At 43.5% G+C, this 25,542-nt stretch carries 21 protein-coding genes; 19 read left to right on the forward strand and 2 right to left on the reverse strand.

All coding sequences use genetic code 11. The features are described from left to right. Positions 1-35 precede the first annotated feature (35 nt). Complete coding sequence (locus B5X68_RS15580; protein ID WP_082215661.1) at positions 36-1,907, reverse strand: DNA topoisomerase IV subunit B; 1,872 nt, start codon at positions 1,905-1,907, stop codon at positions 36-38. Positions 1,908-2,176: 269 nt separating this feature from the next. Between B5X68_RS15580 and B5X68_RS15585 the strand changes: the two genes are divergently transcribed. The 18 genes from B5X68_RS15585 (at position 2,177) to nagA (ending at position 21,818) form a co-directional block, all read left to right on the forward strand. Further along, positions 2,177-4,669 carry an SLBB domain-containing protein gene (locus B5X68_RS15585; RefSeq protein WP_082215662.1) on the forward strand — a complete coding sequence of 831 codons (2,493 nt, stop codon included), beginning with the start codon at positions 2,177-2,179 and terminating at the stop codon, positions 4,667-4,669. Between the two features lie 2 nt (positions 4,670-4,671). Further along, positions 4,672-5,754, forward strand: coding sequence for a hypothetical protein (locus B5X68_RS15590; protein ID WP_082215663.1), 1,083 nt, complete (start codon positions 4,672-4,674; stop codon positions 5,752-5,754). Position 5,755: 1 nt separating this feature from the next. Beyond that, positions 5,756-6,589: an ABC transporter permease gene (locus B5X68_RS15595; RefSeq protein WP_082215664.1), complete on the forward strand. Its 834-nt coding sequence runs from the start codon at positions 5,756-5,758 to the stop codon at positions 6,587-6,589. Between the two features lie 17 nt (positions 6,590-6,606). After that, a complete protein-coding gene (locus B5X68_RS15600) occupies positions 6,607-7,866 on the forward strand; it encodes an ABC transporter ATP-binding protein (RefSeq protein WP_082215665.1) in 1,260 nt (419 codons plus the stop codon). Then, the gene (locus B5X68_RS15605; RefSeq protein WP_082215666.1) at positions 7,859-8,944 is read left to right on the forward strand and encodes a DegT/DnrJ/EryC1/StrS family aminotransferase; all 1,086 of its coding nucleotides are present in this window, start codon (positions 7,859-7,861) and stop codon (positions 8,942-8,944) included. Before B5X68_RS15600 ends, B5X68_RS15605 begins: the two co-directional genes overlap by 8 nt. Position 8,945: 1 nt before the next feature. Further along, complete coding sequence (locus B5X68_RS15610; RefSeq protein ID WP_082215667.1) at positions 8,946-10,994, forward strand: ArnT family glycosyltransferase; 2,049 nt, start codon at positions 8,946-8,948, stop codon at positions 10,992-10,994. A 6-nt stretch (positions 10,995-11,000) separates the two neighbouring features. Then, on the forward strand, positions 11,001-11,699 hold the full coding sequence (locus B5X68_RS15615) for a WbqC family protein (protein ID WP_082215668.1): 699 nt from the start codon (positions 11,001-11,003) through the stop codon (positions 11,697-11,699). Between the two features lie 2 nt (positions 11,700-11,701). Then, positions 11,702-12,361, forward strand: a complete 660-nt coding sequence (locus tag B5X68_RS15620; protein ID WP_082215669.1) for an acetyltransferase — start codon at positions 11,702-11,704, stop codon at positions 12,359-12,361. Positions 12,362-12,426: 65 nt separating this feature from the next. Then, positions 12,427-13,650 (forward strand): glycosyltransferase family 4 protein, encoded by a 1,224-nt coding sequence (locus B5X68_RS15625; RefSeq protein ID WP_082215670.1) that lies wholly within the window; start codon positions 12,427-12,429, stop codon positions 13,648-13,650. Then, positions 13,647-14,630: a glycosyltransferase family protein gene (locus B5X68_RS15630; RefSeq protein WP_082215671.1), complete on the forward strand. Its 984-nt coding sequence runs from the start codon at positions 13,647-13,649 to the stop codon at positions 14,628-14,630. The genes B5X68_RS15625 and B5X68_RS15630 overlap by 4 nt, the downstream gene beginning before the upstream one ends. Continuing rightward, positions 14,630-15,388, forward strand: coding sequence for a DUF5672 family protein (locus tag B5X68_RS15635; protein ID WP_082215672.1), 759 nt, complete (start codon positions 14,630-14,632; stop codon positions 15,386-15,388). The genes B5X68_RS15630 and B5X68_RS15635 overlap by 1 nt, the downstream gene beginning before the upstream one ends. Positions 15,389-15,394: 6 nt before the next feature. Further along, positions 15,395-16,345, forward strand: a complete 951-nt coding sequence (locus tag B5X68_RS15640; protein WP_082215673.1) for a hypothetical protein — start codon at positions 15,395-15,397, stop codon at positions 16,343-16,345. A gap of 27 nt (positions 16,346-16,372) precedes the next feature. Beyond that, on the forward strand, positions 16,373-17,260 hold the full coding sequence (locus B5X68_RS15645; protein WP_082215674.1) for a glycosyltransferase family 2 protein: 888 nt from the start codon (positions 16,373-16,375) through the stop codon (positions 17,258-17,260). Next, the gene (locus B5X68_RS15650; protein WP_082215675.1) at positions 17,257-18,588 is read left to right on the forward strand and encodes a hypothetical protein; all 1,332 of its coding nucleotides are present in this window, start codon (positions 17,257-17,259) and stop codon (positions 18,586-18,588) included. Before B5X68_RS15645 ends, B5X68_RS15650 begins: the two co-directional genes overlap by 4 nt. 62 nt (positions 18,589-18,650) lie before the next feature. Further along, entirely contained in the window at positions 18,651-19,700 is a 1,050-nt protein-coding gene (locus tag B5X68_RS15655) for an acyltransferase family protein (protein WP_082215676.1), read from the forward strand. Positions 19,701-19,768: 68 nt separating this feature from the next. Next, positions 19,769-20,065, forward strand: coding sequence for a thioredoxin (gene trxA / locus B5X68_RS15660; RefSeq protein WP_026628332.1), 297 nt, complete (start codon positions 19,769-19,771; stop codon positions 20,063-20,065). A gap of 23 nt (positions 20,066-20,088) precedes the next feature. Continuing rightward, complete coding sequence (locus B5X68_RS15665; protein WP_082215677.1) at positions 20,089-20,649, forward strand: pentapeptide repeat-containing protein; 561 nt, start codon at positions 20,089-20,091, stop codon at positions 20,647-20,649. A gap of 59 nt (positions 20,650-20,708) precedes the next feature. Next, on the forward strand, positions 20,709-21,818 hold the full coding sequence (gene nagA, locus B5X68_RS15670) for an N-acetylglucosamine-6-phosphate deacetylase (RefSeq protein ID WP_082215678.1): 1,110 nt from the start codon (positions 20,709-20,711) through the stop codon (positions 21,816-21,818). Here nagA and B5X68_RS15675 read toward each other — a convergent pair whose 3' ends face one another. Beyond that, positions 21,819-24,017 carry a B12-binding domain-containing radical SAM protein gene (locus B5X68_RS15675; protein ID WP_082215679.1) on the reverse strand — a complete coding sequence of 733 codons (2,199 nt, stop codon included), beginning with the start codon at positions 24,015-24,017 and terminating at the stop codon, positions 21,819-21,821. A gap of 119 nt (positions 24,018-24,136) precedes the next feature. Here B5X68_RS15675 and B5X68_RS15680 point away from each other — a divergent pair, with 119 nt between their 5' ends. Next, positions 24,137-25,537, forward strand: coding sequence for a purple acid phosphatase family protein (locus B5X68_RS15680; protein WP_082215680.1), 1,401 nt, complete (start codon positions 24,137-24,139; stop codon positions 25,535-25,537). Positions 25,538-25,542 lie beyond the last annotated feature (5 nt).

The raw sequence follows: 25,542 nt of genomic DNA on the forward strand, positions 1-25,542 counted from the left end.
TTACTTTGTGCGCTCAAAGATAAACAAACAGCCGCCTATACTGCCAGCGCAAGTTCTTCAATGTTCTTTTCCGTTTTCAGATTATCAATGATAAAGCGCTGGCGTTCAGGCGTATTTTTACCCATGAAATAGCTCAATAATTTCTGAATGGATGTTTCTTTTTGTAGGATTACGGGTTCAACACGCATGTCTTCCCCGATAAATTTCCCGAACTCATCCGGTGAAATCTCGCCAAGACCTTTGAAACGCGTTATCTCGGGTTTGCTGCCAAGCTTATTCACCGCGTGTTGTTTTTCCTCCTCGCTGTAACAGTAAATGGTTTCTTTTTTATTCCTGACCCTGAAAAGAGGCGTTTCCAAAACAAAAAGATGCCCGTTGCGGACGAGATCCGGGAAAAATTGCAGGAAGAATGTCATCAGCAGCAAACGAATATGCATCCCATCCACATCGGCATCTGTTGCGATTACAATGCGGTTAAAACGCAGGTTTTCAACACCATTTTCAATGTCGAGCGCATGTTGGAGTAGATTAAATTCCTCGTTTTCATAAACGATTTTCTTCGTTAACCCGAAGCAGTTCAACGGTTTACCTCTCAAACTGAAAACAGCCTGCGTTTGAATGTTCCTCGATTTGGTGATTGATCCACTTGCAGAATCTCCCTCCGTAATGAACAATGTGCTTTCATAACGCAGCTCATTTTTGAGGTCGGTCAAATGCAAACGACAGTCCCTCAGTTTCTTGTTATGCAAATTCGCTTTCTTTGCACGGTCATTAGCCAGCTTTTTAATACCCGCCAGCTCCTTCCGTTCTCTTTCCGATTGCTCGATCCGCTTTTTCAATGCGTCCCGTGATTCCGGGTGCATATGCAAATAATTGTCAAGCCTTTCTTTTACAAAATCGTTGACAAATGTGCGGACGGTCGTGCTATTCGGGTCCGGCGTGATGGTGTTTGAGCCTAATTTGGTTTTGGTCTGAGATTCAAAAACCGGTTCCTGCACACGGATAGCGACGGCTGCAATGATAGACGAGCGTACATCTTCCGGTGCATAATCTTTGTTGAAGTGCTCCCTAACCGCCTTTACAACCGCTTCCCGAAAGGCCGCCAAATGCGTCCCCCCCTGCGTTGTGTATTGCCCGTTAACAAAAGAATAATATTCCTCGCCATATTGATTGCCGTGCGTCATGGCAAATTCAATGTCCTCTCCTTTCAAATGAATGATCTGGTAACGCAACGAATCTGCATCAGACTTACTTTGCAGCAGGTCGAGCAAGCCATTTTGTGAAATGTATTTTTGGCCATTGAAGTTAATAGTCAGGCCAGCATTCAAATAGCAGTAATTCCAGATCATATTATCCAGATACTGCGGAATGTACCGGAAGTTCTTAAAAATCGCCCCGTCCGGTTCAAAGGCAATGTGCGTTCCGTTGCGTTGGTTTGTCTGGATTTCCTTGGATTCGTTTACCAGCGCTCCTTGTGCAAATTCAGCGTTTTTGCTCTTCCCTTCCCGAAACGACTGCACCTTAAAATACTGTGAAAGTGCATTAACCGCCTTCGTTCCAACCCCATTCAGACCCACCGATTTCTGGAAAGCGCCGGAATCATATTTTCCACCCGTATTGATCTTGGAAACACAGTCCACAACCTTTCCAAGCGGTATTCCACGTCCATAGTCCCTTACCTCCACTCTGTGCTCAGAAATCTTGATTTCTATGGTTTTTCCGTTGCCCATCATATGTTCGTCAATAGAATTATCGACGATTTCCTTCACCAATACGTATATGCCGTCATCCACCGATGAACCATCGCCCAGCTTGCCAATATACATCCCTGGCCTCAATCTGATATGTTCTTTCCAGTCAAGTGACCTTATACTATCCTCATCATATTGCACATTGGTACTTTCCATAAATTATGATCCCTTTGGAGCCTATTGTTGATTTTAAATATTGTATTTTAATAATTTAAGACATTTGTCGTTACCCTGTTATAACTTTACACGAAATTAGCTTGGGCACGATTAATAGAAATTCTTTAAAAATAGGAAAAATCTAATTTACTTTGCCATGTTATACACATCCAAAAATTAAGTATGCTCATATCCAAAATTCAAAAACACTAGTCTTATACATAGTTTTAATGAATGATAGGCATTTCAATAGTACAATAATACTTCATATGAACAGATTCAAATTGGCAAAAAGTTATAAAAGCATATTCCTTTATCTTCTCTGTTTATCCATTTCCTTACCATCCCTGTCGCAGGTAATCATTCCCCAGTCCCTTCCTAATGCTCCCACTGGCAGTTCGCCACAAAGCGGCAACAACACAGGAACGCAGAGAGGCGCGACGGGCAATACGGGCAACACACAGGGAAATCAGCCCGGAGCAAACAACCAACAGCAACAAAGCGGCAAACAAAATGCTGATAGTCAAGGCAATGACAAAGGAAAAGCTCCTGGCGACCAGAAAATTCCTGGCCAGGAACAAGGAAAGATAAATGACAGCACCTCTGCGAAGCTCAATGCCCAGGATCCGGAAAAAGAGGCATTGCGCCAGAAAATCTATGGTTATTCGCTCTTCGCCGATAAAAATCTAGATCCTATTCCCGACTTGCAGATTGCAACGCCTACAAATTACATCGTTGGGCCTGGGGATGAACTCAAAATCTTTATTTATAACTACGCAGAGAGCACTTTCGAAGTCGATGTTACCAAAGATGGTTTTATTTCCCTCCCACGCGTGGGTAACGTATATGTAGCCGGTCGCACGATAGAGGAAGTCCGAAAGATATTAATTGACAAATTTTCAAAATTCACACCAGGGCTGATCGGAACGGGTGGTGAAACTGCCAGAACCAAATTAATGGTAACCCTGGGTGATGTACGAACTGTAAAAGTCTTTGTAACAGGGGAAGTTATTAATCCCGGAACGTATCAGGTGTCGTCATTATCATCCGCTTTTAACGCACTTTATCAGGCTGGCGGACCTAATGAAATTGGATCTTTCCGTGATGTGCGGGTAGTTCGCCAAGGTAAAGTTGTGTCGCATATTGACATATATGATTACCTGGTTAATGGTAAAATCGACGGTGATATCCGTGTTCAGGACAATGATAATGTGGTTGTTGGTTACTATCTGAAGCGAGCAGAAATAGCCGGAATGGTTAAACGCCCCGGTATTTACGAACTTAAAGCGGAGGAAAAACTAGGCGACATGCTTCGTTACGCAGGCGGCTTCAACGATAAAGCTTACCGTGCAAGACTTAAAGTACAAAGAATTACATCCAAAGAGCGTAAAATCCTTGACGTTGCAGAAGCCAATTATGATGCTTTCGAAGTAGTAACAGGCGACTCTGTCAATGTAGAAACCGTTCTCGACCGTTTTGAGAATATTGTAACTGTGGAAGGCGCGGTAATGCGTCCTGGTGATTATTCGCTAGATAACAGCCCTTCATTAAAACAATTGATTGAGAATGCCCAAGGTTTGCGCGAAGATGCATTTGTAGGTCGCGTAAGTGTTTTAAGAACTCGCCAGGATCTTGTTTTGGAAAGTATTTCAATCAACTATACAGATGTGCTAAACAACGTCACGCCTGACTTGATATTAACCAGGCTTGACAGAGTAATTGTCCCTTCCAAGTTTGATATGGCCGAAACGGCTTATGTGAGCGTCGACGGTGAGGTGAATAACACAAAGATCGGTGAGAACGAAGGGAAATTCCCTTACACGGTGAATATGACGCTGGAAGATCTTCTGGTGCAGGCCGGTGGACTTAAAGAATCTGCGTACACATCCGAAATTGAGGTGATCAGAAGAAAAAGGAACAGCATTGCGGGCGCGGCAAACGCACAAATCTCGGAAGTCTTTAAATTCGATGTAGACCGCGATCTTTCGCTTAACAGCAAAGGAAGCAACTTCACTTTAATGCCTTTTGACCAGGTTACCGTTCGTAAATCACCGAATTATGTTGAACAGCAAAGTGTATTCGTTGAAGGTGAAGTGCTTATCGCAGGCCCTTACACGATTATAAATAAGAATGATAAGATCAGTGACGTTATCAAAAGAGCCGGTGGCTTAACTGAGCTGGCTTATCCGGAAGGCGCCACATTGTTGAGAAGAACATTGGTGAGAGAACTCGACGAACCAACGGATTTCGATCAGGCGGAACAAACTGAAAAGAGCATCAAAAAAGGAACAATCCTGGGCGACGTTCCAAATGTTAAAGAAGAGTCTATCGGGATTAAATTGAAGAACATTCTCAAGAGCCCGGGATCATTCGAAGACCTTATCGTTCAGGAAGGTGATATCATCCGTATTCCGAAAAGACTGGAAACGGTTCAGGTTAACGGCGCTGTCCTTTATCCTACAACTGTTAAATACGGAAAAGGAATGGCATTTTCTGACTACATTTCACAGTCTGGTGGTTTTACTGTTGAGTCACTCAGAAAGAGCTCATACATCAAATATCCAAACGGAAACGTAGACCGCACCAGAAGGTTCCTGTTTTTCAATGTTTATCCAAAAGTTGAACCGGGTTCCGAGATCTTTGTTCCGCAAAGAGCCGCTCCGGCACTTAACCCGCAGCAAGCCCTTCAAACCGCAACTGGTATATTGGGTTCTGTAATGAGTTTAATTTTAGCAGTTCTAGCCTTTCGATCAATCAACTAAAAATGTCAACGACGACACTACATCCGCAACAACAAGTGCCAGAAGACGAGTTGACCCCGAAAGAGGTTATCGAAAAAGTCCTGGTCGTTAAAACGGCAATTCTCCGTAACTGGAAAATGCTATTGCTTTTGCCGATTCTTGGTTTTGGGATTGGATATGGTTTGGATACATTCATCGAAAAACCGAATATGTACGAAGCTGAGGTGGTTTTCAACCTTGGCGGAGGCAGCCAGTCATCTGGATTTGGTGATATGGCGGGCTTGCTGGGTTTAGGAAATGCACCCGATGCGAACATTTTTACAGGGGAAAACTTCTTCTACTTTGTAAAATCACGCCCCGTCCTTGAAAGAAACCTGATGAAAGAAGTGGAAGTAAATGGTCAGAAGATGATCCTTGCCAACTTCTTCATTGATTCAAGCGGCATCAAGAAAAAAGAATGGGAAGAGATTCCCGACAACCAGAACTTCCATTTTGCTAATACGGACGTTAAGAAGTTCGATATGAAATCACGCAAGATCCTGAATGAGCTGGTTAAAAAGGCAGCAGACGCAACTGAGATTGCTTCTCTGGATCGGAAATCCTCTTTCATTTCGCTTTCCACAAGCATGGAAAACGGAACCCTTGCGGGACTTTGGGTGACTAAGCTTCTGGAAACCGTAGAACAAATGTATACGGAAAACCAGACTCAGAAATCGCGAAAAACATTAAACCTTCTGCAACATCGCGCCGACTCTCTGGCAGCAGTGCTTGGCATTGCAGAACACAAGCTTGCAAGACAACTGGATTACAGTGCGCAGATTCTGCTGCCAGAGGCCAAGGTTTCTGCTAACAGCATGGAAAGAAAATCGGCTTTCCTCCAGACGCTTTACTATGAAGCAATGGGAAGCGCTGAAAAAATGCGTGTATCGCTTGTTCGTGAAGCACCGTTATTTACAGAAATTGAAGGCATTAAAGTGCCATTAGACATTAAAGCAGAAGATAAAAGGAATGCAAAAATCGGGGCGTTGGTGGGTGTAATGCTTGCGCTGATATTCATTTATTTCCGAACAGTTTTTGCAACCCCCACAGTAGTAGTTAAGCAATAGAATGGCAACTCAACACACGATTACAATAAAAGCAGGCGGATCCGAAAAGGATTACTGGAAAGACCTTTGGCTCAACAGGCAGTTACTCTGGATATTGTCAAAGCGCGACATTTCAGTGCGTTATAAACAAACCCTGCTAGGCGTTGCGTGGAGCGTTTTGAGGCCGATCATGACCATGACTGTCATGGTCTTTGTTTTTAGTTACCTCGCCAAGATCAAAAGCGACCCCGGTGTTCCCTACCCGCTGATGGTTTTGAGCGGACTTACGATCTGGACGTTCTTCGCAAACACATTCACACAGATCAGCAATAGTATCCTTATTAATGGCAATTTGGTTTCCAAAGTTTACTTTCCAAGATTGCTGATGCCGTTAAGTTCAATTGCGGTTGGTTTTGTAGACTTTTTGATCGCTTTCGGCATATTTATGGTGATGACCCTGTTCTTCAAGCATCCCATCAGCTGGAACATTGTATTTCTTCCTTGCTTCATTTTACTTACATTTATTACAAGTTTGGGGTTTGGCCTGTTCTTTGCGGTATTGAATGTGCGTTTTCGGGATATCGGTCAGTTAATTCCATTTTTAGTACAAGTTGGAATGTACGCAGTGCCCGTGGCTTACAGCAGTACGCTAGCAAAAGGAACCTGGTTTGAAAAATATTATAACCTGAATCCCCTGGTTGGTATCATCGATGGTTTTCGCTGGTGCTTACTCGGTGATAAAGCTTATTTTAATCCCCAAAGTCTTTACTCGACGACAATAATTTCCTTTTCGATATTGATATTGTCTTTGATTTATTTCCGTAAAAAAGAAAAAACTTTCGTGGATCATATCTGAAATAATTACATTTGGGCATGCCTGTAATCGTAGCTGAAGACATCAGCAAGAAATATATTATAGACCATCAACGTAAAAATGGTTCTCCAAGCCTGCGTGATATTGTCACCGAAAAGGTTGACAAAATGTTCTCACGCAAGCAGGATAATTCCGATTTTGCCGAAAAAGAGGAATTCTGGGCATTAAGGGATGTAAACTTTTCCATAGATCAAGGTGATCGCATTGGTATTGTTGGTCATAACGGTGCCGGGAAGTCAACGTTACTAAAAATTCTCAGCCGCATTACCGAACCTACCACCGGCCAGATCAAGATTGACGGCCGTATTGCCAGCTTGCTGGAAGTGGGCACGGGTTTTCATCCGGAACTTACAGGCCGCGAAAATATCTTCCTTAACGGTGCGATATTAGGTATGGCAAAGAGCGAAATCAGGCAGTCATTTGATGCTATTGTTGATTTTGCGGGTGTTGAGAAATTCCTGGATACACCGGTAAAAAGATATTCTTCGGGAATGTACGTGCGGCTCGGTTTTGCAATCGCGGCGCACCTTAATCCCGAAATCCTGATCGTTGACGAAGTTTTAGCGGTCGGCGATACAGAATTCCAGAAGAAATGTCTTGGGAAGATGCGCGATGTTTCCGAAAGCGGCAGAACATTGATTTTTGTAAGCCATAACCTTACTGCTATTCAAGCCCTTTGCAACAAATCCTTTTATTTTGAAAAGGGAATGTTGATTGATCAGGGCGAGACAACACATATTGTTACCAATTACCTGAGCAAGGTTTCTCATAAAACCCTTGAAAAACATTGGGACAACATTGAAAGCGCTCCTGGCAATGATCAGGTCCGTGTCAAAAGATTTAAACTTTTCCCAGAATATCAGGACGATCTGAACCACATTGACGTTCGGACACCAATCAATTTTCAGTTTGAATTCTGGAACCTTGTGGAAGGCGCGAGCCTGAACCTGAGCATGCACTTGTACACGTTTACAGGTGAGTGTATTTTTAATGTAGGAACGCAAGCAGAAACTTTTTCAAAAGGCCTTGTAAGCGGCGTGTGTGAAATTCCCGGCCACTTCCTGAATGACGGCTCTTACGTGGTTTCTATGATGATCGTAAAGGACACAAGCACCGTTCTTTACAACATGGAAGAAGCCCTGATTTTTGATATTGAGGATTATCGTGAAAATGTAACCTGGTATGGCAAATGGCCCGGGTATATTCGCCCTCAACTTAATTTTTCCATTCGCCAAACTGAACATGTAGTGAATGATTAACGTCACTAAAACCTTTTTACCAGACCAGGAAAAATATCTGCAGTATGTTCGGGAAATTTGGGAACGCGGATATCTTACCAATAACGGACCTGTTCTTCAGGAACTTGAAGCAGAACTAAAAAAATACCTGGGGGTCGATCATCTCTATTTTTGCGGAAACGGCACTATTGTCCTTCAAATCGCTATTAAGGCGCTTGAAATTACGGGCGAGGTTATCACAACGCCGTTTTCCTATGTTGCAACTTCCAATGCAATCCTGTGGGAAAACTGCACGCCTGTTTTCGTTGACATTGACGCGCAAACATTCAATATCAATCCGGCGTTGATCGAGGCTTCCATTACGCCTGCTACGACCGGGATTCTTGCAACGCACGTTTACGGAAATCCCTGTGATGTTGAGGCCATTGAAGTGATCGCCAAAAAGCACAACCTGAAAGTGATTTATGACGCCGCACATGCATTTGGTGTCACATATAAAGGCAAATCTCTATTATCATTTGGAGATCTGAGCACTTGCAGCTTTCACGCCACCAAAGTTTTCCATACCATTGAAGGCGGCGCATTGATTTCCAATCATCCCGAGCTTGACCGGAAACTGCACTTATTGCGTGCATTCGGCCACCAGGGCGATGAACATTATCTGTACGCAGGGATCAACGGCAAGAATTCCGAGTTTCACGCAGCCATGGGATTGGTAAATCTTCCGCTTGTGAAAGACATTATTGCTGCCCGCAAAGAAGTTTTTGATGCTTATGACAGTCTGCTGAACTGGGATGTGCTTTACAAGCCGGTTATCAGTAAAGACATTGAATATAATTACGCATATTATCCGGTTGTCTTTCCTTCTGAGCAGGTTATGTTCCGCGTTATGGATGCATTGCGCGAAGAAGATGTCATTCCGCGGCGCTATTTTTATCCTTCATTAAACACGCTATCGTTCATGCCACGGCAAATTGCCTGCCCGGTTTCTGAGGATATCGCGCTAAGAGTGTTAAGTTTGCCTTTATATGTTGGCCTTCCGTATTCGGATATAGAACGGATTTCCCGCATCATTAACGCTCATTTATCACCAGAATAGCATGGGTTTTGTTTACTGGCTTGCCTTCTTACTGTTTTTATACAGCATCAGTTTTGTTGCAAAAAAAATTGCCCAGCCTTCCCTGGCAGAATGGCTCATTGTTTGTTTCATGCTGTTTGTGGGAAGCATTATCCCTGCTGGTTTTATACTTTCTGCATTTGACCTTACCGCCCAAACCTGGGCATGGATCGCCGCGACATTTGTTGCTTTGGGTATACATTACGTGATTTGGTCCTCTTTGATCCAGTCACAGCCCTCCTATTCGATTCGCGCGGTTACTGCCAACAGGGCCGCCACGTTTCGTTTTTGGACCAAAGAGCTGTCCGTTTATCTCAAAACAATATTCTTCTTCATGTTTGGCACCATTGCGGTTATTGCGGTGACCAACCTCATTCTCGTGCTTTTCACAGCACCAAACGAATGGGATAGCATGACAGGACATTTGAACCGTGCCATCCGCTACATTCAGCGCGGCACGATGGCTCATTTTGGCGGGACAAACTGGAATATGGACACCTATCCTAAAAGTCTCACCACCATTCAGATTTACAGTTATCTGATCAGCGGAAAGATTGAGAATGCATTTAAGCTGATACACCACACTTCTTATTACATTACATTGGTTTGCGTGTTTGGGATCGCGCAGCGCATTGGGAGAAATTTATCGGCCAGCTTCTTTTGTGCATTGGCTTACGGCATGTTCCTGAATTTCCTGATGCAGGCCGTCACCACCGAAACGGACATTGTTTTAACCGCTTACCTGAGTTGCCTGTTATACTTCCTTTTCACCTATTATAGCACGCGCAACAACAAATATCTTTATCTATCAGGCCTCGCATTTGGCATCGTTTTTGGCCATAAGGTAACATTTGCCTTGCTGCTGCCGTCGGTTTTTGTGATCATGCTTTACACGGTGTTTCTGGCGCCAGACTTGAAAGTTTTTTTCAACAGATTCATAAAACTGGCCATTGCGATTTTCCTTGGCATGCTCGTCTACACTTTCCCGACGGGTTATATCAAAAACATTATGGTTTTTGGGCACCCGATCGGGCCTCCTACTGCATTGAAACATCAGTCAGTGGAACGTTTTGGCTCATTACCAAACCTTTTCGAGCAGGGAAGCCGCAACGTGGTTCGCTATACTTACGAGTTTTGTAATCTGGATGGCATTCGCAATGCGCAGTGGGGATATGATCTGAATACGGTCATGCGCAAGCCGCTTGTGATCCTGGAAGACAAGTTGCGCATGCGGTTGGATGAAGAAACCGAATACGCGATCGTCCCGTTTTCGTTCCAGCGCCGGTTCGATAACTTCAATGCAAATCCTTACTGGGGTGTTTTCGGTTTTGCGCTGATATTGCCACTGATATTCTTAACATTAATCCGCGTATTCCGCTCGCGTGTCCATTGGTTTCTGGCGCTTGCATTTTGTTTACACTTTGCAGCGATTTCCTATTCAGCCGTTTACGATCCTTTCAAAGGAAGATATTTTATAGAAACCGGCCTATTTGGCGTTCTTTTTCTTTTACTATTATTTTCAAATCACCGCTTATCCATCCTCAAACCGCGCAGGAATATCTGGAAAGGATACATTATGATCGTGGTGGGCCTCGCTTGTATCTCCGCCGTCATGTCCGTTTATCTGAATATTCGTTGTCTGCCCATTGCTGCTTATGGTTACAAGTCAGCATTGGAAACGGATAGGATACAGTTGCAGACATTTGCACGCCCCGACATTACCAAGGCATATCAGACATTTGATTCCATCGTTCCAAAGGATGCCACAGTTGCCTTAGCGACCATTAATGATGACTTTGAATATCCGCTCTATGGCGAAGATCTGTCGCGTAAGTTGATCAGCATTAATCCTTTTGAACAGGGATTGAAACCCATTCCCAAGGAAGCTGATTACCTGTTTTATGCCAAAAGCGTGATCAATGACACCAGCCGCATCAAATCTTTGCCGCAAGACATTCGTTTAGGAAGCGATACCACGATCACAAACGTGGCAGTCCGGGGAGAAGATTATTATCTCAGAAAGCTTAAATAGCAATCCATGACCATCGCCATTATGCAGCCGTATATATTTCCGTATATAGGCTATTTCCAGCTGATCAACGCCGTTGATAAATTCATTATTTATGATGATGTGAATTTTATTAACAAAGGCTGGATCAACAGGAACAACATTCTGGTGTCCGGTCAGTCACATCTTTTCACGATACCGCTGAAAGATGCAAGTCAGAATAAGCTGATCAATGAAGTGGCAATTTTGAAAGGGGAACCCTGGCAAAAGAAGTTCCTGAAAACCATTCAGCAATCGTATCAGAAGGCCCCATATTATCAAAAGGTTTTTGTTCTGATCGAAGAAATTGTAAATTTAGATGTTCAAACAATATACGAACTGACCTTTCAGGCGCTGAAAAGAACATGTGAATACATAGAAATCACGACTGAAATTGTACCCTCATCCACGATATATCACAACACACACTTAAAAGGTCCGGATAGAATCCTGGATATCTGTAAGCAGGAAACTGCCAGCCACTACATTAATCCGATTGGAGGAATGGAGTTGTATGATAAAGAGAAATTTGAAAAGGAAGGGATAAAACTTGACTTCATTAAAAGTGTTTCAAGCCCTTATACCCAATTTAAAAATGCTTTCGTACCTTGGTTGTCAATTATAGATATCCTCATGTTTAACGATTCCGACAGCATAAGGAAACAATTAAAGGCTTACGAACTTATTTAAGAATGGCTAAGGTTATTGTTTTTGGAGTACTCGACACAGCGGAACTGGCACACTATTATCTGACAAACGATTCAGAACACGAAATAGTCGCTTTCACTATCAATCGCCAATATATTCAGGATGAATCTTTTAAAGGATTGCCTGTTGTCGCGTTTGAAGATGTTACCACCCTTTTTCCTCCTTCTGAATATGCTTTTTTTGCCCCTATGACCGGCAGAAATATGAATCGGAACAGAGAAGCCATTTATAATGAGGCAAAATCCAAAGGTTACCAATTCATCTCATATATCAGTTCGCACGCGACCATTTTCGATCGAAGCGTAATCGGCGATAACTGTTTTATCCTGGAAGACAACACCATTCAGCCTTTTACAACTGTTGGAAATAATGTTGTCATGTGGAGCGGAAATCACATCGGTCACCACGGCCAGATCAAAGATCACGTATTCTTTACTTCCCACGTCGTGCTTTCAGGCCATTGCGTTGTCGAATCTTATTCATTTTTTGGCGTCAACAGCACAATACGCGATTATACTACGATCGCGCAGGGAACTTTGGTAGGAATGGCTTCTGCTATTACCAAAGAAACTGAGGAATGGGGAATCTACATTGGAAATCCTGCCAAGAAAGTGCCTGGCAAGAAAAGTTTTGAGGCTTATTGAGTCTATATCCGGGTGAAGGACGTAAATCGGGTTAACCGAATTTTGAGACAGTAATTTACTGGGTAATGGAGCAGAAGAAAATCTTATTTGTGAGTCATGACGCCAATCGCGCAGGAAGCCAGTTGCTGTTGCTGCAATTGCTCAGACTATTGAAAGAGCGGGGCGTTCCTATGCATTTGTTGCTTTGCAGCGGCGGAGAGCTGGAAAAAGATTTTGAAGAAGTTGTTGGTGTAACCCGTTTGTATCAAAATATCAAAGTCACTTCCACTCCACTTACCGGAAAACTCCTCAAAAAAGTCCCTTTATATAAATACTATCAGCAGCATTCGGCGCAAAAGATCAATGAACGGATCGCTACCGAGCTTGCACACCAGAACATTGGACTTGTTTTCATCAATTCAATCGCCAATGCGGGTGTTTATTACGACTTTCTAAAATTCCTGCATCATTTACCACTTGTGCTTTTCGTTCATGAGCTGGGCATGTCTGTGAAGGTTTATACGCACGAAAAGCAGTTAAACTTCATGTTGAAGAAAACCGGTCATCTGATCGCGGTTTCCAATGCAGTTGCCAATTATTATATCAAGAAATTCGATTATCCTGAAAGTCAGGTCAGCACTTTCACACTCATTGATCACGAACACATTGATCAGAAGGTAAAATCGGTGCAGCGTGACATTCTGGAAAAAACATACCATGTCCCGCAAGATGCCATTGTGATAGGAGGTTGCGGAAATGCAGAATGGCGCAAAGGAAACGACATTTTCAACTGGATTGCGAAGCGTGTGATCCATAAAACAAGCCCTTTGCCGGTTTATTTCGTTTGGATTGGCGCAGGGCCGCAGCATGAAATTTATGAGCTGATCGAAAGCGACATCCGGCTTATGGGACTGAGCGACAAGATCATACTCGTTCCACCGACACCGCACGCGTTGGATTATATCAATAGATTTGATGTGCTTTTGTTGAGCTCACGCGAAGATCCATACCCGCTTGTCGTTTTGGAAGCGGCCCTGCAGGAAATTCCGGTGGTATGTTTTGAAGATGCCGGCGGAGCACCCGAACTGATCGAGTCAGATGCAGGTTTTGTGGTCCCTTATATGGACATTTCTGCTGCTTCTGAGGCGATTATACAGTTGGTCCTTGATCCTTCTCTTCGAGAAATGTTGGGCCGTAATGGTAGAAAGAAAGTGTTGGAAAGGCACAATACAGACAAAAGTGTCGCAAGTGTCGAAGCCATCATCCAAAAGTATTTACCTTTACAGGTTTCGGAAAAGCAAAATCAATGACAATTGCATTCACAATTTGCTCTATAAATTATTTAGCTCAGGCCAGGACATTAGGCGATTCACTTAAATCCACCAACCCAGACGTCCTTTTCTTTATCGGTCTGGTTGATTCATTACAAGGTGTGGTTTTTGAAAAAGGATATGCTAGTGATTTTCCGATGATCGAGATCGACAAGATCGAGATTCGTGATTTCCAGGAAATGGCTGACAGATACAACATTACCGAGCTTAATACAGCGGTAAAGCCTTTCTACTTTACCTATTTTTTCAAACATTACCCCGAAGCTGATCACGTTATCTATTTTGATCCCGACATTATCGTATTCCAACCTTTAACGGGATTACTCTCTTCATTATCAACCCATAAAGCTGTATTAACACCGCACATTAATACACCCATTGAAGATCAGCTTAAACCGAACGAACTGCACCATTTGAATACGGGCGTGTATAATCTTGGTTTTGTGGCTTTCAGCCGGTCTTCCGAGGTGACAGAATTCATTAACTGGTGGGAAGAAAAATTAAGATACGAGTGCCTGATCGATCTTTGTAATGGTCTTTTTGTAGATCAAAACTGGATGAACTTCCTGCCTGTGTTTGTATCAAATACACATTTGGAACGAAACCCGGGCTATAATGCAGCTTACTGGAATTTGCACGAAAGAGTATTTTCTGAATCCGAAGGCACACATTTCGTGAATGGGACAAATCCTCTGATCTTCTTTCATTATAGCGGCTATGATCCGCAAAAGCCTGGCGTTTTGTCTAAATACCAGGATCGTTTCGAACTTTCGGAACGTCCCGATTTGACCGCCTTGTTCGATCTTTACCGCAACAGCCTCATAAACAACGGCAATGCATATTACCGGAAATTTCACTGCGCTTACATCAAACCAACCCCTGTTCGTCGTTATCAGCGCGTGCGAAAGCTGCTGAAAACACCTTTGAACTACATTATTGATCAGCTGGAAACAACCTGATGAAAGAGCTTGTATCCGTAATTGTGCCCATTCTGGACCCGCAAATCAACCCGACAGAAGAGCGACTCCTGCATCATTGCCTCAACACGCTGGAAAAGTATCCTGTCATTTTCATTGCTTATGAAGGTGCAGACCTTTCGATTGTGAAGGAGCACAATGAAGATATTGATGTCATTTATTTTCCAAAAAAATACTTTCAATCCCGTGCAGCCCTGGCCGGATTGTTGTTAATGGAAGATTTTTACGACCGTTTTAGCTGGTGTGATTTCTTATTAATTCATGAATTAAATAGCTGGGTCACACGCGATGAACTCTATTATTGGTGCAAACAAGGTTATGATTATCTCAAAGCTGGCCCCACCGAAGATGACAACATTAAAAGGCTTGGCGGTATCATTTCGAGGATCTCGGGACTGAAAGACGACGAAAAACGGCTGTTCGGGCAAGCATATGCCAATAATGGGATTTATCTTTGCCGCATCGAACGCATGATCAATACGATAAAAGCGAAGCAAAAAGAGGTTTATCAATATCGGCACAGCGCGGATTTCCTGCATGCGGATTCCGTTTTTTGGGAAATTGAAGCGAACCGGTTCTGGCCGCATTTGCGGAAACCCACAAACGTTGTTCGCAACCATTTTGCTATGGATGCAGCAAATATTAACTTAAACAAGACGTTACCCTTTGCATTAACCGGCATTTCGAAGGAAAATATTCATCATCTGTCTTATTTCAAATCATTGCCGGAAGCGGATTAATTGCACATGAACATTATTTATACGGTTTGTAACAGAATCAATCTCGGCCATGCGCTCGCCTTGGCGGATTCGGTTTTGCTTCACCAGCCGAACCATACATTTTACCTTTGCTGGGTCGATAATACGCCTTTACACGTTCCGTCGCATATAAAAATATTGACTATTGAGCAGGCAGCAATTCCGGCCTGGAAAAGTATGGAGGCTCAATATTACAATTTTGAGCTACTGGCGGCCTGCCGCCCCTGGTTTGCGTTAGCGCTGCTGCGTCAGCATATTGATTGCGAAAATCTTATTTTTCTGGCACCGTCCGTGCTTTTGGTAAAACCTTTTGAAGACGTAATTAATGCTTCTTCATACATTCATTTAACACCGAACATAAAAAAGCCGCTCGCTCCTTCCAAAATTCTTGACGATAAACGGATTTTGAACATCGGCATGTTCCATTCAGGCAGCTGGATGTTGAAACGGGGTGATAACACGTTGAAAATGCTGAATTGGTGGGCCGAAAGGACGGTTGATCGTGCAGAGTTTGACCTTTGCAACGGGAAGAATATGGATCAGTTATGGCTCAATTATACATTGGTCTGGATTCCTGAAACCACGCAAATTTCGCATCCAGGCTGGCATTACGGACTTCATTCCATCCTCAATAACGATCTTCAAATGAGGAACGGAGATTACCATATCGAAGGCAAGCCACTGATATCACTTGACTTTGCTGGACTGGATTTTTTTGACCCTGTGTGGTCCAATCACATTGCCCTTATGCCTGCAAATAATGCATTCCACGCACTATTCAACAGCTACAAAAAAACGCTGGACAAATACAAAAAATTGCTCCCCGCTGATCCTGTTCCGGGTTACGGAAAACAAGCCAAAATCAGGGAAAACAGGATCCTAAGGAATAACATTGCAGCCAAATTGAAATCAATCACTGCATTTATTGACCAGTTTTAAAATCACAACAGCGGAAATCAGGACTATATGCACTTCCTAGAAAAAAATACGCAGGACTTGCGGAGTTTTATATCTGAACTAAAAGTAAACGGCTCTCAGAACACCGCTGCTCAACAGGATTATCCTAAATTGACCATTATAACGCCTTCCTATAATCAGGCAGATTTTCTGGAACGGACCATTTTGAGCGTTTTGAATCAAAATTATCCCAACCTGGAATACATCATCGTAGACGGCGGCTCGACGGATTACAGTGTTGAAGTGATCAAAAAGTACGAAAAATATCTATCCTGGTGGGTCTCTGAAAAAGATCGGGGCCAGGTGCATGCCATCAATAAGGCACTGGAAAGGGCTACGGGAGACTACATTGGTTTTCAAAATTCCGACGATGTATATTTTCCTGGTACTTTTAATCGTTTTGGAAAAGCAGCATTAAACCAGGAAGATGACATCATTTATGGTGACCTGTACATGATTTCTCCGGACGATAATGTTACCGAAATCCTGAAAACAACATCTTACAGCTTTGATTGCCAGATTTTGGAGGGAATGCAAATTCATAATCAATCGCTTTTTTTCAAACGGGCGCTGGTTGAGAAATATGGAAAATTCGATGAATCGTACCGGTTTGCTTTTGATTATGAATTTATAACGCGCTACACCTACCAGAAATCGACCAAAGTCAGAAAAGTAGAAGGCCTTGGTGGCGCGTTGCGAGTGCATCCCGATGCCAAGTCATCCACGATTGCATCCGTTGGAAAAGAGGAACATGCCAAGATCCAAAAATTGTACATTTCAACGAACGGCTCAGCAGCTTCCAACAAAATAAGGTATCTTTGGTGCCGAGTTCGTAAAATTCTCTACTTCGCTATGCGATTAGATTTACAATATATCCGTTTCCGATTTTCCAGATGAATTGGAGTCTGCTTAATATAGCCACCAACTTTAACAATCTCAGATATTCCGTCGGCATCGCCATGATGTTCAACGGTTTTCCGCTGATATTTTTCATTCGGGATACTTTGGGAATCGGCCCGGCAAGTAGCGTCTTTACGGCGATGTTTTTTGGCCTCGCCCTGGCTATGATGGTGCCTATGCACCTTTTCAAGAGACTTTATAAGCCGAATGTGATCCTGCTGAACCTCGGCCTTGGCTTCCTGCTGCTCACATTATACTATTTCTTTTTTATCAATAAGCAGGGCAAAGCTGTTGCCGACATTGGTAATTACGTGTTCATTTTCGGCTTTTTGATATTGTTGCTGCATGTCCCAAATGATGTGAAGGAAACGCTGGTCATGATGCTGTTTTTAATGTCATTATTCACCAATGTTACCCTGGTCTACTCTATCCTCAAAGATCCGAACTGGACGCCCGGGATGCGCGCTGCGGTAAGTTTTGCAAATGAAGGAGCACAACCCGGTGGTAATCCGCACATTACGGCCCGAAACGGGATTATTTGCATGCTCACGGCATTAGTTATGCTAAATAGGACGCCGGGGATTTTTACCAAATTATTTCTTTTCTTTTCCGTCCTTTTCAGCCTCGGGGTTGTAGTTATTTCCCTCGCCAAATCCAGTTACCTGGCTGTGGGGCTTATGGCAGCGGCTTATTTTATCCTGCATTTCAAAGTTTCCAATATATTCAGTGCCATCGGCAGCGCCTTTAAACTGCGGAATATGGCATTCATTGTGCTCATTCTGATCGGGATCCGATATTTCTTAATCCGCTATGGCAACGTTCTGGATATGCTGCTTGGTTATTGGGATATTTTCGAAAACAGGATTATGGACGTAATTTTTACTTCAACCGGGGTAAGGATTACGGATACAGCTGACACGGATGCCTCTGCAATGGGGCGCGTAGGCGGTTTTGGCGAATTTACAGAAACCCTTTTTTCTTGGGATGTTTTCCTCGGCAGAGGCTACAAATCCGATTATCTCGACGTCCCACTACTGGAATCCTGGGTGAGCCACGGCATATTCGGATTTGTGTTTTTCGCAGGATTCAACTTTTTCCTGTTTATATATGCCATGCGTGAAATCAAGCGGTATACAAACCCGCTGACCACATTCCTGGCTTATTTCTTTTTGTCTTTGATGGTGCTGCTATTCACCGGCGGAAGACCATACGACATTGCATTCTGGTTTCCTTATCTGGTTATGATCCGCTTTTTGGGAATCAAATATCTCGATAACATTTCCAGAAGGCAGGTTAAAACTCAACTTACAACGGTTACCAGTTAACCTCTTTTACAACAAGTCGTGAGGCAAATTTCCAAGAACGAAGCCTGCGAGAAACCCTGCTCATGAGAGACCGCGTTGAACAATTAGATGGATTAAGAGGCATTTTTTCCATTCTGGTAATCGCCCACCATCACAATGCGTTCAAGGAATCGGTTTTTTATAACAATTTTTTTGTAATCAATTCCAGCCTTTTCGTTGATTTCTTCTTTGTATTGAGTGGTTTCGTTATCGCAAGGAATTACTTAGGCAGGATCAATACGCCACACGATTTTGGCATATTTCTCAAAAAACGCTTTATCCGCTTATTCCCGCTTCTTTTTTATACAGAAGTTATCTTCATTATCGCGAGTTTAATCGGAGAAAGCAGCCCGATGAAGAATGTTGGCGAGCTTGGCCTGCGCTATTACGCCTACACGGCCTTTGACACACTCACTTTCATGGGTTCCACGCCCGTTTTTGGTTCCTGGGTTAGTAATAATTATCCCGCCTGGTCCATATCGTCTGAAATGGTTTCCTATGCTGTTTTCGGACTGGTAATTTTATTGTTGCCCAAAATAAAATATGCATCTTTTGCAGTGATCGCCTTGTTATCAGGGCTCTTTATCATTTCAAGAGGTGAATATTTGCTGGCTTACGATTACGGGTTTGTTCGTGGCTTGCTATGCTTTTCGTTAGGTATTTTTACAAACCTGGTGCTGAACAAGCGTGCATTCAGCCTCTCGGCATATGAGATTCCATTCCTGCTGTTCCTTATTGCTGCCATGTATGTAGTTCATCATTGGGGCCTTAATTTGTGGAAACTTGTTTTCCCGTTCATATTCGCGATTGGCATTATCATTTTTGCAAGTTCCAGGGGCATTGTTACGCAAATGCTTAAAAGTGAAGCTTTTCAATATTTGGGTAAAATATCCTACTCCATTTATCTGAACCACGCTATTGTCCTGATTTTGGTTAATGTGATTCTCTTTCGTGCATTGAAATCGCCTGTCAACGAAGGCATGATCGCAATTTCACTCGTCACCTCCATTTCACTTACTATTCTCTATTCACATTTCACTTACGAGTTTATTGAGAAAAGGGCTGGAAAGGTTTTGAAGAAAATGTTGGAATGAAATTTGATGAAATCGGGTAAACCTTTCACGCATTTGAATGGTTATTCTAAAACAACAAATTAAAAATCATGGCCACATTTTCAGAGCTTATCCAAGGAAATAAACCTGTACTCGTCGATTTTTCGGCCGAATGGTGCGGGCCGTGCAAAATGATGAAGCCGATTTTAGAAAAAGTAAAATCAGAGCTTGGCGATTCAGCAACCATTATAAAAGTGGATGTTGATAAAAACAAATCGGCCGCTAATGCTTATAAAATCCAGGGCGTGCCCACATTGATCGTCTTCAAACACGGAAAACCGATGTGGAGACAATCGGGCGTGGTTCAGGCTGACCAGCTGAAATCCATCATTCAGAAATACATTTAATCATTAATTCAATCCCGGAAGCTTTGAGAAGCAGCGATTTAGAAGTTATTGAGAATAAAGATTTCAGCATTGAAGAATTGTCGGAAACGGCTTATGAACAGTTTAAATTTCTCAATTGCACCTTTTCCGATCTTTCTGGTATTGACTTCATAGATTGCGTTTTTCAGGATTGCAACCTGAGCAATGCGCATGTCAAGAATTGCAAAATTTCCGACATTGAGTTCATTAACTGCAAGTTGCTCGGCGTCAATTTTTCAGAAAGCAAGGATTTCGCATTCGCGGCAAAATTTGAAAGCTGCATTCTTGATTATGCCATTTTTGAGCGGAAAAAATTAAACAAATCGGCATTCAGTAACTGCAAAATTCACGGTGCCGACTTCACACAAGCTGATTTATCCAAATCCAGATTTTACAATTGTGACTTCTGGGATGCTGTTTTTGACAACACCAATCTGGCAGGCGTCGATTTTTCCAACAGCAAGAATTTCACCATTGATCCAACCAGCAACAATATTCGCAAGGCCAAATTCCTATCCTCCGATCTGGCCGGTTTGTTGACCAAATTTGACATTATTATCAAGTAGCATTTTGAACGCCTGGGCATTTTTTGTTTCTTGACGGCTCAAAACCTACCTTTTCCAATATGTCACGTCAATTGTTTGCCGAAACCGTTTTCACCGGTCAGGAAATTTTAAGAAATCAGTTAATCCAGGTCATAGAAGGACGAATTGCCGGGATGGAATATGCAGAGCCAGACCCAGCCGTCACACGCTTAACCAATCTTGCGCCAGGCCTTTTTGACAGTCATATCAACGGCGGCGAGCAGTTTTATTTCACTGAGCGCGCCGACGAAGAAACCATTGACGACATTTATCAGGCAAGCCTTAAAACCGGCACTGCCTATGTACTTCCGACGCTTATAACGTCGCCGCAAGAAAATATTTTGAAAGGAATTGAAGCGACCCGTAATTATATCGCCAACAACCCGCAATCCGGCGTTTTAGGAATGCATTTGGAGGGGCCTTTTCTCAATCCCATTAAAAGAGGCGCACATTTAACAGCATATGTTCGCAAACCAACAGACGCCGATCTGGAAGAAATCATTCGTTACGGAAAGGACATAATCAAGCTCATTACCATTGCGCCGGAAATGTTTACAACTGAGCAGATCCAAATGCTGCTGGAATCAGGCATAACCGTTTCCGCAGGCCATTCCAACGCAACATACGAGGAAGCGACGGCCGCCTTTGCGCAGGGAATCCAGCTGGTAACGCATTTATACAATGCCATGTCAGCATTCGGACATCGTGCACCTGGTTTGGTTGGCGCCACATTTGACAATGAGTCTGTTTACGCGCCATTGATTATTGACGGTGTTCACTGTGATTTCGGAGCTGCCAGCGTGGCTTATAAAATCAAAAAAGACAAGCTGTTCCTGATTTCGGACGCATTGTTTTTAGGAGAAAAAGTAACGGAATTCAAATGGGGTGAATTTGATGCATATTTAAAAGACGGTCGTTATACAAATTCCGATGGGAATCTGGCGGGAGCAACGATTTCACTACCGGATGCAGTCCGTAACGCGGTAAATATAGTCGGCATTCCCTTGCAAGAGGCGATTGAAATGGCAACAATCAGGCCCGCAAAAGCATTGGGACTGGAAAAACAAATCGGCAGCATTGCCATCGGTTATCCCGCAACATTCACCACATTTGATGATAATCTCGAAAATTTTTCGGTGCTGAAAATGTAATTATAAAACCAGCATTCCGCCTGTACGAAGCTGCGTCCAGGTCATGGAAGTCATAAAAGTTTCGAAGCTGCCCAATCCGGCGGCTTCGAAATCATTTCTTAATTTCTCCAAGGGATAGGCTTCTGCATTGGAAGACAGCAGCTTAGGCATAACTTCTACGAGCCACTCACCTACTGCGACTTCGGTCTCAACAGCCCACTCTTTTTTCTTATTATAGAAAACCAATTCCGCGATTTCGTAAACCTTTTTGCCCTTCTTCTCTTCAAAAACAGACATTTCCGGCAAACTGCCCAGCCAGGTCACAATTGCATTCTGCCTATTCGCCAGGTCCGGCAATTCGCTAATGCTTTTTTCAATATAATTCGGCGGAATCGAAGTCGGCGGCACTTTGAAATCGAACCATCTTGAATGCGGAAAATCGAGGCAAACACCGTGCATATAATTAAATAGCGACTTCCGTAAACCCTCCGCAAAAAGATCATGATTAGCGCCCGTCGGGTCCTGATGTTCCAGATCATTATTTGCAAAATCGCCCATATGAGGCCCAATCCGCATTACATCAAATTCCTCAGGATGCAAGCCAACAGGACTATGCGCAGTCATGGCAAACCGATGCCAAAATCCGGATTGCACGATCCCGGCCTGAAACAACTGCCGCACCATTTCCAGCGAGTCAATCGTTTCCTGCGCCGTTTGCGTAGGAAAACCATACATCAGATACGCATGCACCATAATGCCCGCCTGCGTGAAAGCATCCGCAACGCGCGCGACCTGCGCAACGGTCACACCCTTTTTCATACGCTCCAAAAGCCGGTCAGAAGCCACTTCCAGTCCGCCCGAAATGGCGATGCAGCCGGAAGCTTTTAACAACAGGCAAAGATCGTGCGTGAAGTTCTTTTCAAAACGAATGTTGGTCCACCAGACAACCGTGAGTTTTCGTCTGATGATTTCAAGTGCGAGATCCCTAAGCAATGCTGGCGGCGCTGCTTCGTCTACAAAATGGAACCCGTTTTGCTGCGTTTGTGCAATTATTTCTTCTATGCGATCACAAAGCAAAGCAGCCGTCATTGGCTCATATCGTCTAATATAATCCAGAGAAATATCGCAAAACGAGCATTTGCCCCAGTAGCAACCGTGCGCCAATGTCAGTTTATTCCACCGGCCATCGCTCCACAAGCGATGCATGGGATTGACAATTTCAATAACCGACAAGTAATCATGCAACGGCAAATCGCTGTAATCCGGCGTGCCCGTATCGCGCTGCGGCACATCCTTTTCCTTTGCACCGTTGTGATAAATTACTTCATCATTAACCCGGCAATAAACACGTTTGAGCTGCGTAATTTCTCTTTCTCCATCCAGATATTTCAAAAGCGAAAGCAACGGCGCTTCTCCGTCATCCAGACAAATAAAATCGATATAATTAAAGACCCTTGGCTCTTTTAGCGTGCGTAATTCCGTATTCGGGAAACCGCCGCCCATGACAATTTTAATGTTGGGATAATGCTTTTTCAAATACTGCCCGCACTTGAAGCCTCCATAAAGATTCCCCGGAAAAGGGACGGAAATGCAGACGATATCAGGTTGGTATTTTTCTATTTTTTGCTCCAAAACATCTGTCAATGTTTTAGATAAAAGCGTGTCAGGAGCTTCCAAAGCAGCTTCCATTTCATCAAAACTCGTAGCCGACCTTCCTAACCGCTCGGCATAACGGCTAAAACCAAAATGCGGGTCCACTGCTTCCTGGATCAAATCGCCGAGATCTTCGAGATATAATGTTGCAAAATGCCGCGCCTTATCATGAATCCCCATTGTTCCAAAAGCCCAGTCCATATCTTCCAATTGCTGAAAGCGGCTGGCCTCCGGCAGGTAACTCCGGTCACAAATGCTGTGGGCTAATGTTGGATTGAGGTTTTTGAGAAATCGGATAACCGGATCAATGGTCGAGATGTAATCGTCTTTAAGCGAATAAATCCGGAAACTGTTTTCTGAAAGTTCAATATCCGAGTCATCGAGTTGCGCAAAAAGCGTCCGTAACCCCTTCGAAGAAAACAATTCCAAAATCACATCAATACCCAGGTCAGCTTGGTAAGATTCCCTTCCAAGCGTATTCAAAAACCCTTTCAAATAAGCCGTAGCAGGGTAAGGCGTATTAAGCTGAGTAAATGGCGGTGTGATGAAAAGCGTTTTCTGCTGCAAGGTGACATGATATTTGTTGTTGCAAAGGTACGACGCCAAGAGAAAAAGATCATCAACAAATTATAGTCCGATTGATGCGCATTCCAGTATCTTAAAGGTCTCAACTACTCACATTTCACATGCGTGCCGCTTTTCAGAGCTTATTTTCAGGACTTATATTATCACTGTTCGTAACTAGCAATTCCGCTCTTTTTGCGCAGAAAAATAAACTTTATCCACCATCAGCTTTCCCAGACCGCATTGTACTCGGCTACAAAGGCGCTCCGGCGACTTCGCAGGCCGTTAACTGGCGGACGGACTCTACGGTTACCAAAGGAGTCGCAGCTATCCATGAAGCTGATCCGTCGCCGGATTTTGTTCCTAATGCTAAGATCGTGAATGCATTGACCCAACCGGTTAAACTGGATGGCAGGCAGGTGCATTACCATGAAGTGAACTTCACAGACCTTAAACCGTCAACGCAGTATGTTTACCGGGTTGGCGATGGGGAAAGTTGGAGTGAATGGTTTCACTTTACAACTGCTTCCGACAAAAATGAGCCGGTTTCCTTCCTATATTTTGGTGATGCGCAAAATGATGTCCGTTCGCTCTGGTCACGCGCCATTCGCAGTGCTTACTCAACATTGCCAAAAGCCAATTTCATGATACACGCGGGAGATCTCATCAACCGTTCCAATAACGACTACGAATGGGGTGAATGGTTTGAAGCAGGCGGCTGGATCAACGGTATGATTCCGAACCTGTCGACACCCGGAAATCATGAATATTTCAAAGACACCGACAACGATTTGAAGGTTTCCATGCATTGGCGGCCGCAATTCGCATTACCCGAAAATGGCCCGGAAGGGCTAACTGAAACAGCTTATTACATTGATTACCAAAACAACAGATTCATTTTTCTTAACTCCGAGGAAGCCGATAACAGCATTCGGGCAATGAAACGACAGGCTGAATGGTTTGAAGATGCGATAAAAGATAACCCAAACCGCTGGACGATCGTCGTACATCATCATCCGGTTTATTCCACAAAGCAGGGCCGCAGCAACGATCGGTGGCGCAGGACAATGGAGCCGCTTTACAAAAAATACAATGTGGACATTGTGCTGCAAGGACATGACCATTCTTACGGGCGCGGCCTTAATATGCCCACTGGTGAAAGTAGAAAATCACCGGATGGCCCCATTTATGTGGTTTCAGTGAGTGGCCCGAAAATGTATGATATCGGCTTGCAAGACTGGATGGATCGCGCGGGCTCAAACACGCAGTTGTATCAGGTTATCACCGTCGATCCTGCAAAGCTCGCATTCAAAGCTTTCACCGTTAATGGCGATTTGTACGATTCGTTTGAGCTGAATAAAGACATTAATGGCAAAAATACATTGGTCGAATTGGAGGGCACGCTGCAAATGAAGGAAAGACTGGAACTGCCAGAACGTTACCTCAAAACATTCAAGGAAGCTGATTTAAAGCAATATAATGAGCGTTTTCAAGAATATAAAAAGAGAAAGGGGCTGAAATAGCGCCC

It is taken from the genome of Dyadobacter psychrophilus, assembly GCF_900167945.1.
Lineage (GTDB): Bacteria > Bacteroidota > Bacteroidia > Cytophagales > Spirosomataceae > Dyadobacter > Dyadobacter psychrophilus.

Coding starts and splice junctions, on each gene's coding strand:
- B5X68_RS15580 (WP_082215661.1), bottom strand. CDS start 1,907: ATGGAAAGTACCAATGTGCAATATGATGAGGATAGTATAAGGTCACTT.
- B5X68_RS15585 (WP_082215662.1), top strand. CDS start 2,177: ATGAACAGATTCAAATTGGCAAAAAGTTATAAAAGCATATTCCTTTAT.
- B5X68_RS15590 (WP_082215663.1), top strand. CDS start 4,672: ATGTCAACGACGACACTACATCCGCAACAACAAGTGCCAGAAGACGAG.
- B5X68_RS15595 (WP_082215664.1), top strand. CDS start 5,756: ATGGCAACTCAACACACGATTACAATAAAAGCAGGCGGATCCGAAAAG.
- B5X68_RS15600 (WP_082215665.1), top strand. CDS start 6,607: ATGCCTGTAATCGTAGCTGAAGACATCAGCAAGAAATATATTATAGAC.
- B5X68_RS15605 (WP_082215666.1), top strand. CDS start 7,859: ATGATTAACGTCACTAAAACCTTTTTACCAGACCAGGAAAAATATCTG.
- B5X68_RS15610 (WP_082215667.1), top strand. CDS start 8,946: ATGGGTTTTGTTTACTGGCTTGCCTTCTTACTGTTTTTATACAGCATC.
- B5X68_RS15615 (WP_082215668.1), top strand. CDS start 11,001: ATGACCATCGCCATTATGCAGCCGTATATATTTCCGTATATAGGCTAT.
- B5X68_RS15620 (WP_082215669.1), top strand. CDS start 11,702: ATGGCTAAGGTTATTGTTTTTGGAGTACTCGACACAGCGGAACTGGCA.
- B5X68_RS15625 (WP_082215670.1), top strand. CDS start 12,427: ATGGAGCAGAAGAAAATCTTATTTGTGAGTCATGACGCCAATCGCGCA.
- B5X68_RS15630 (WP_082215671.1), top strand. CDS start 13,647: ATGACAATTGCATTCACAATTTGCTCTATAAATTATTTAGCTCAGGCC.
- B5X68_RS15635 (WP_082215672.1), top strand. CDS start 14,630: ATGAAAGAGCTTGTATCCGTAATTGTGCCCATTCTGGACCCGCAAATC.
- B5X68_RS15640 (WP_082215673.1), top strand. CDS start 15,395: ATGAACATTATTTATACGGTTTGTAACAGAATCAATCTCGGCCATGCG.
- B5X68_RS15645 (WP_082215674.1), top strand. CDS start 16,373: ATGCACTTCCTAGAAAAAAATACGCAGGACTTGCGGAGTTTTATATCT.
- B5X68_RS15650 (WP_082215675.1), top strand. CDS start 17,257: ATGAATTGGAGTCTGCTTAATATAGCCACCAACTTTAACAATCTCAGA.
- B5X68_RS15655 (WP_082215676.1), top strand. CDS start 18,651: ATGAGAGACCGCGTTGAACAATTAGATGGATTAAGAGGCATTTTTTCC.
- trxA (WP_026628332.1), top strand. CDS start 19,769: ATGGCCACATTTTCAGAGCTTATCCAAGGAAATAAACCTGTACTCGTC.
- nagA (WP_082215678.1), top strand. CDS start 20,709: ATGTCACGTCAATTGTTTGCCGAAACCGTTTTCACCGGTCAGGAAATT.
- B5X68_RS15680 (WP_082215680.1), top strand. CDS start 24,137: ATGCGTGCCGCTTTTCAGAGCTTATTTTCAGGACTTATATTATCACTG.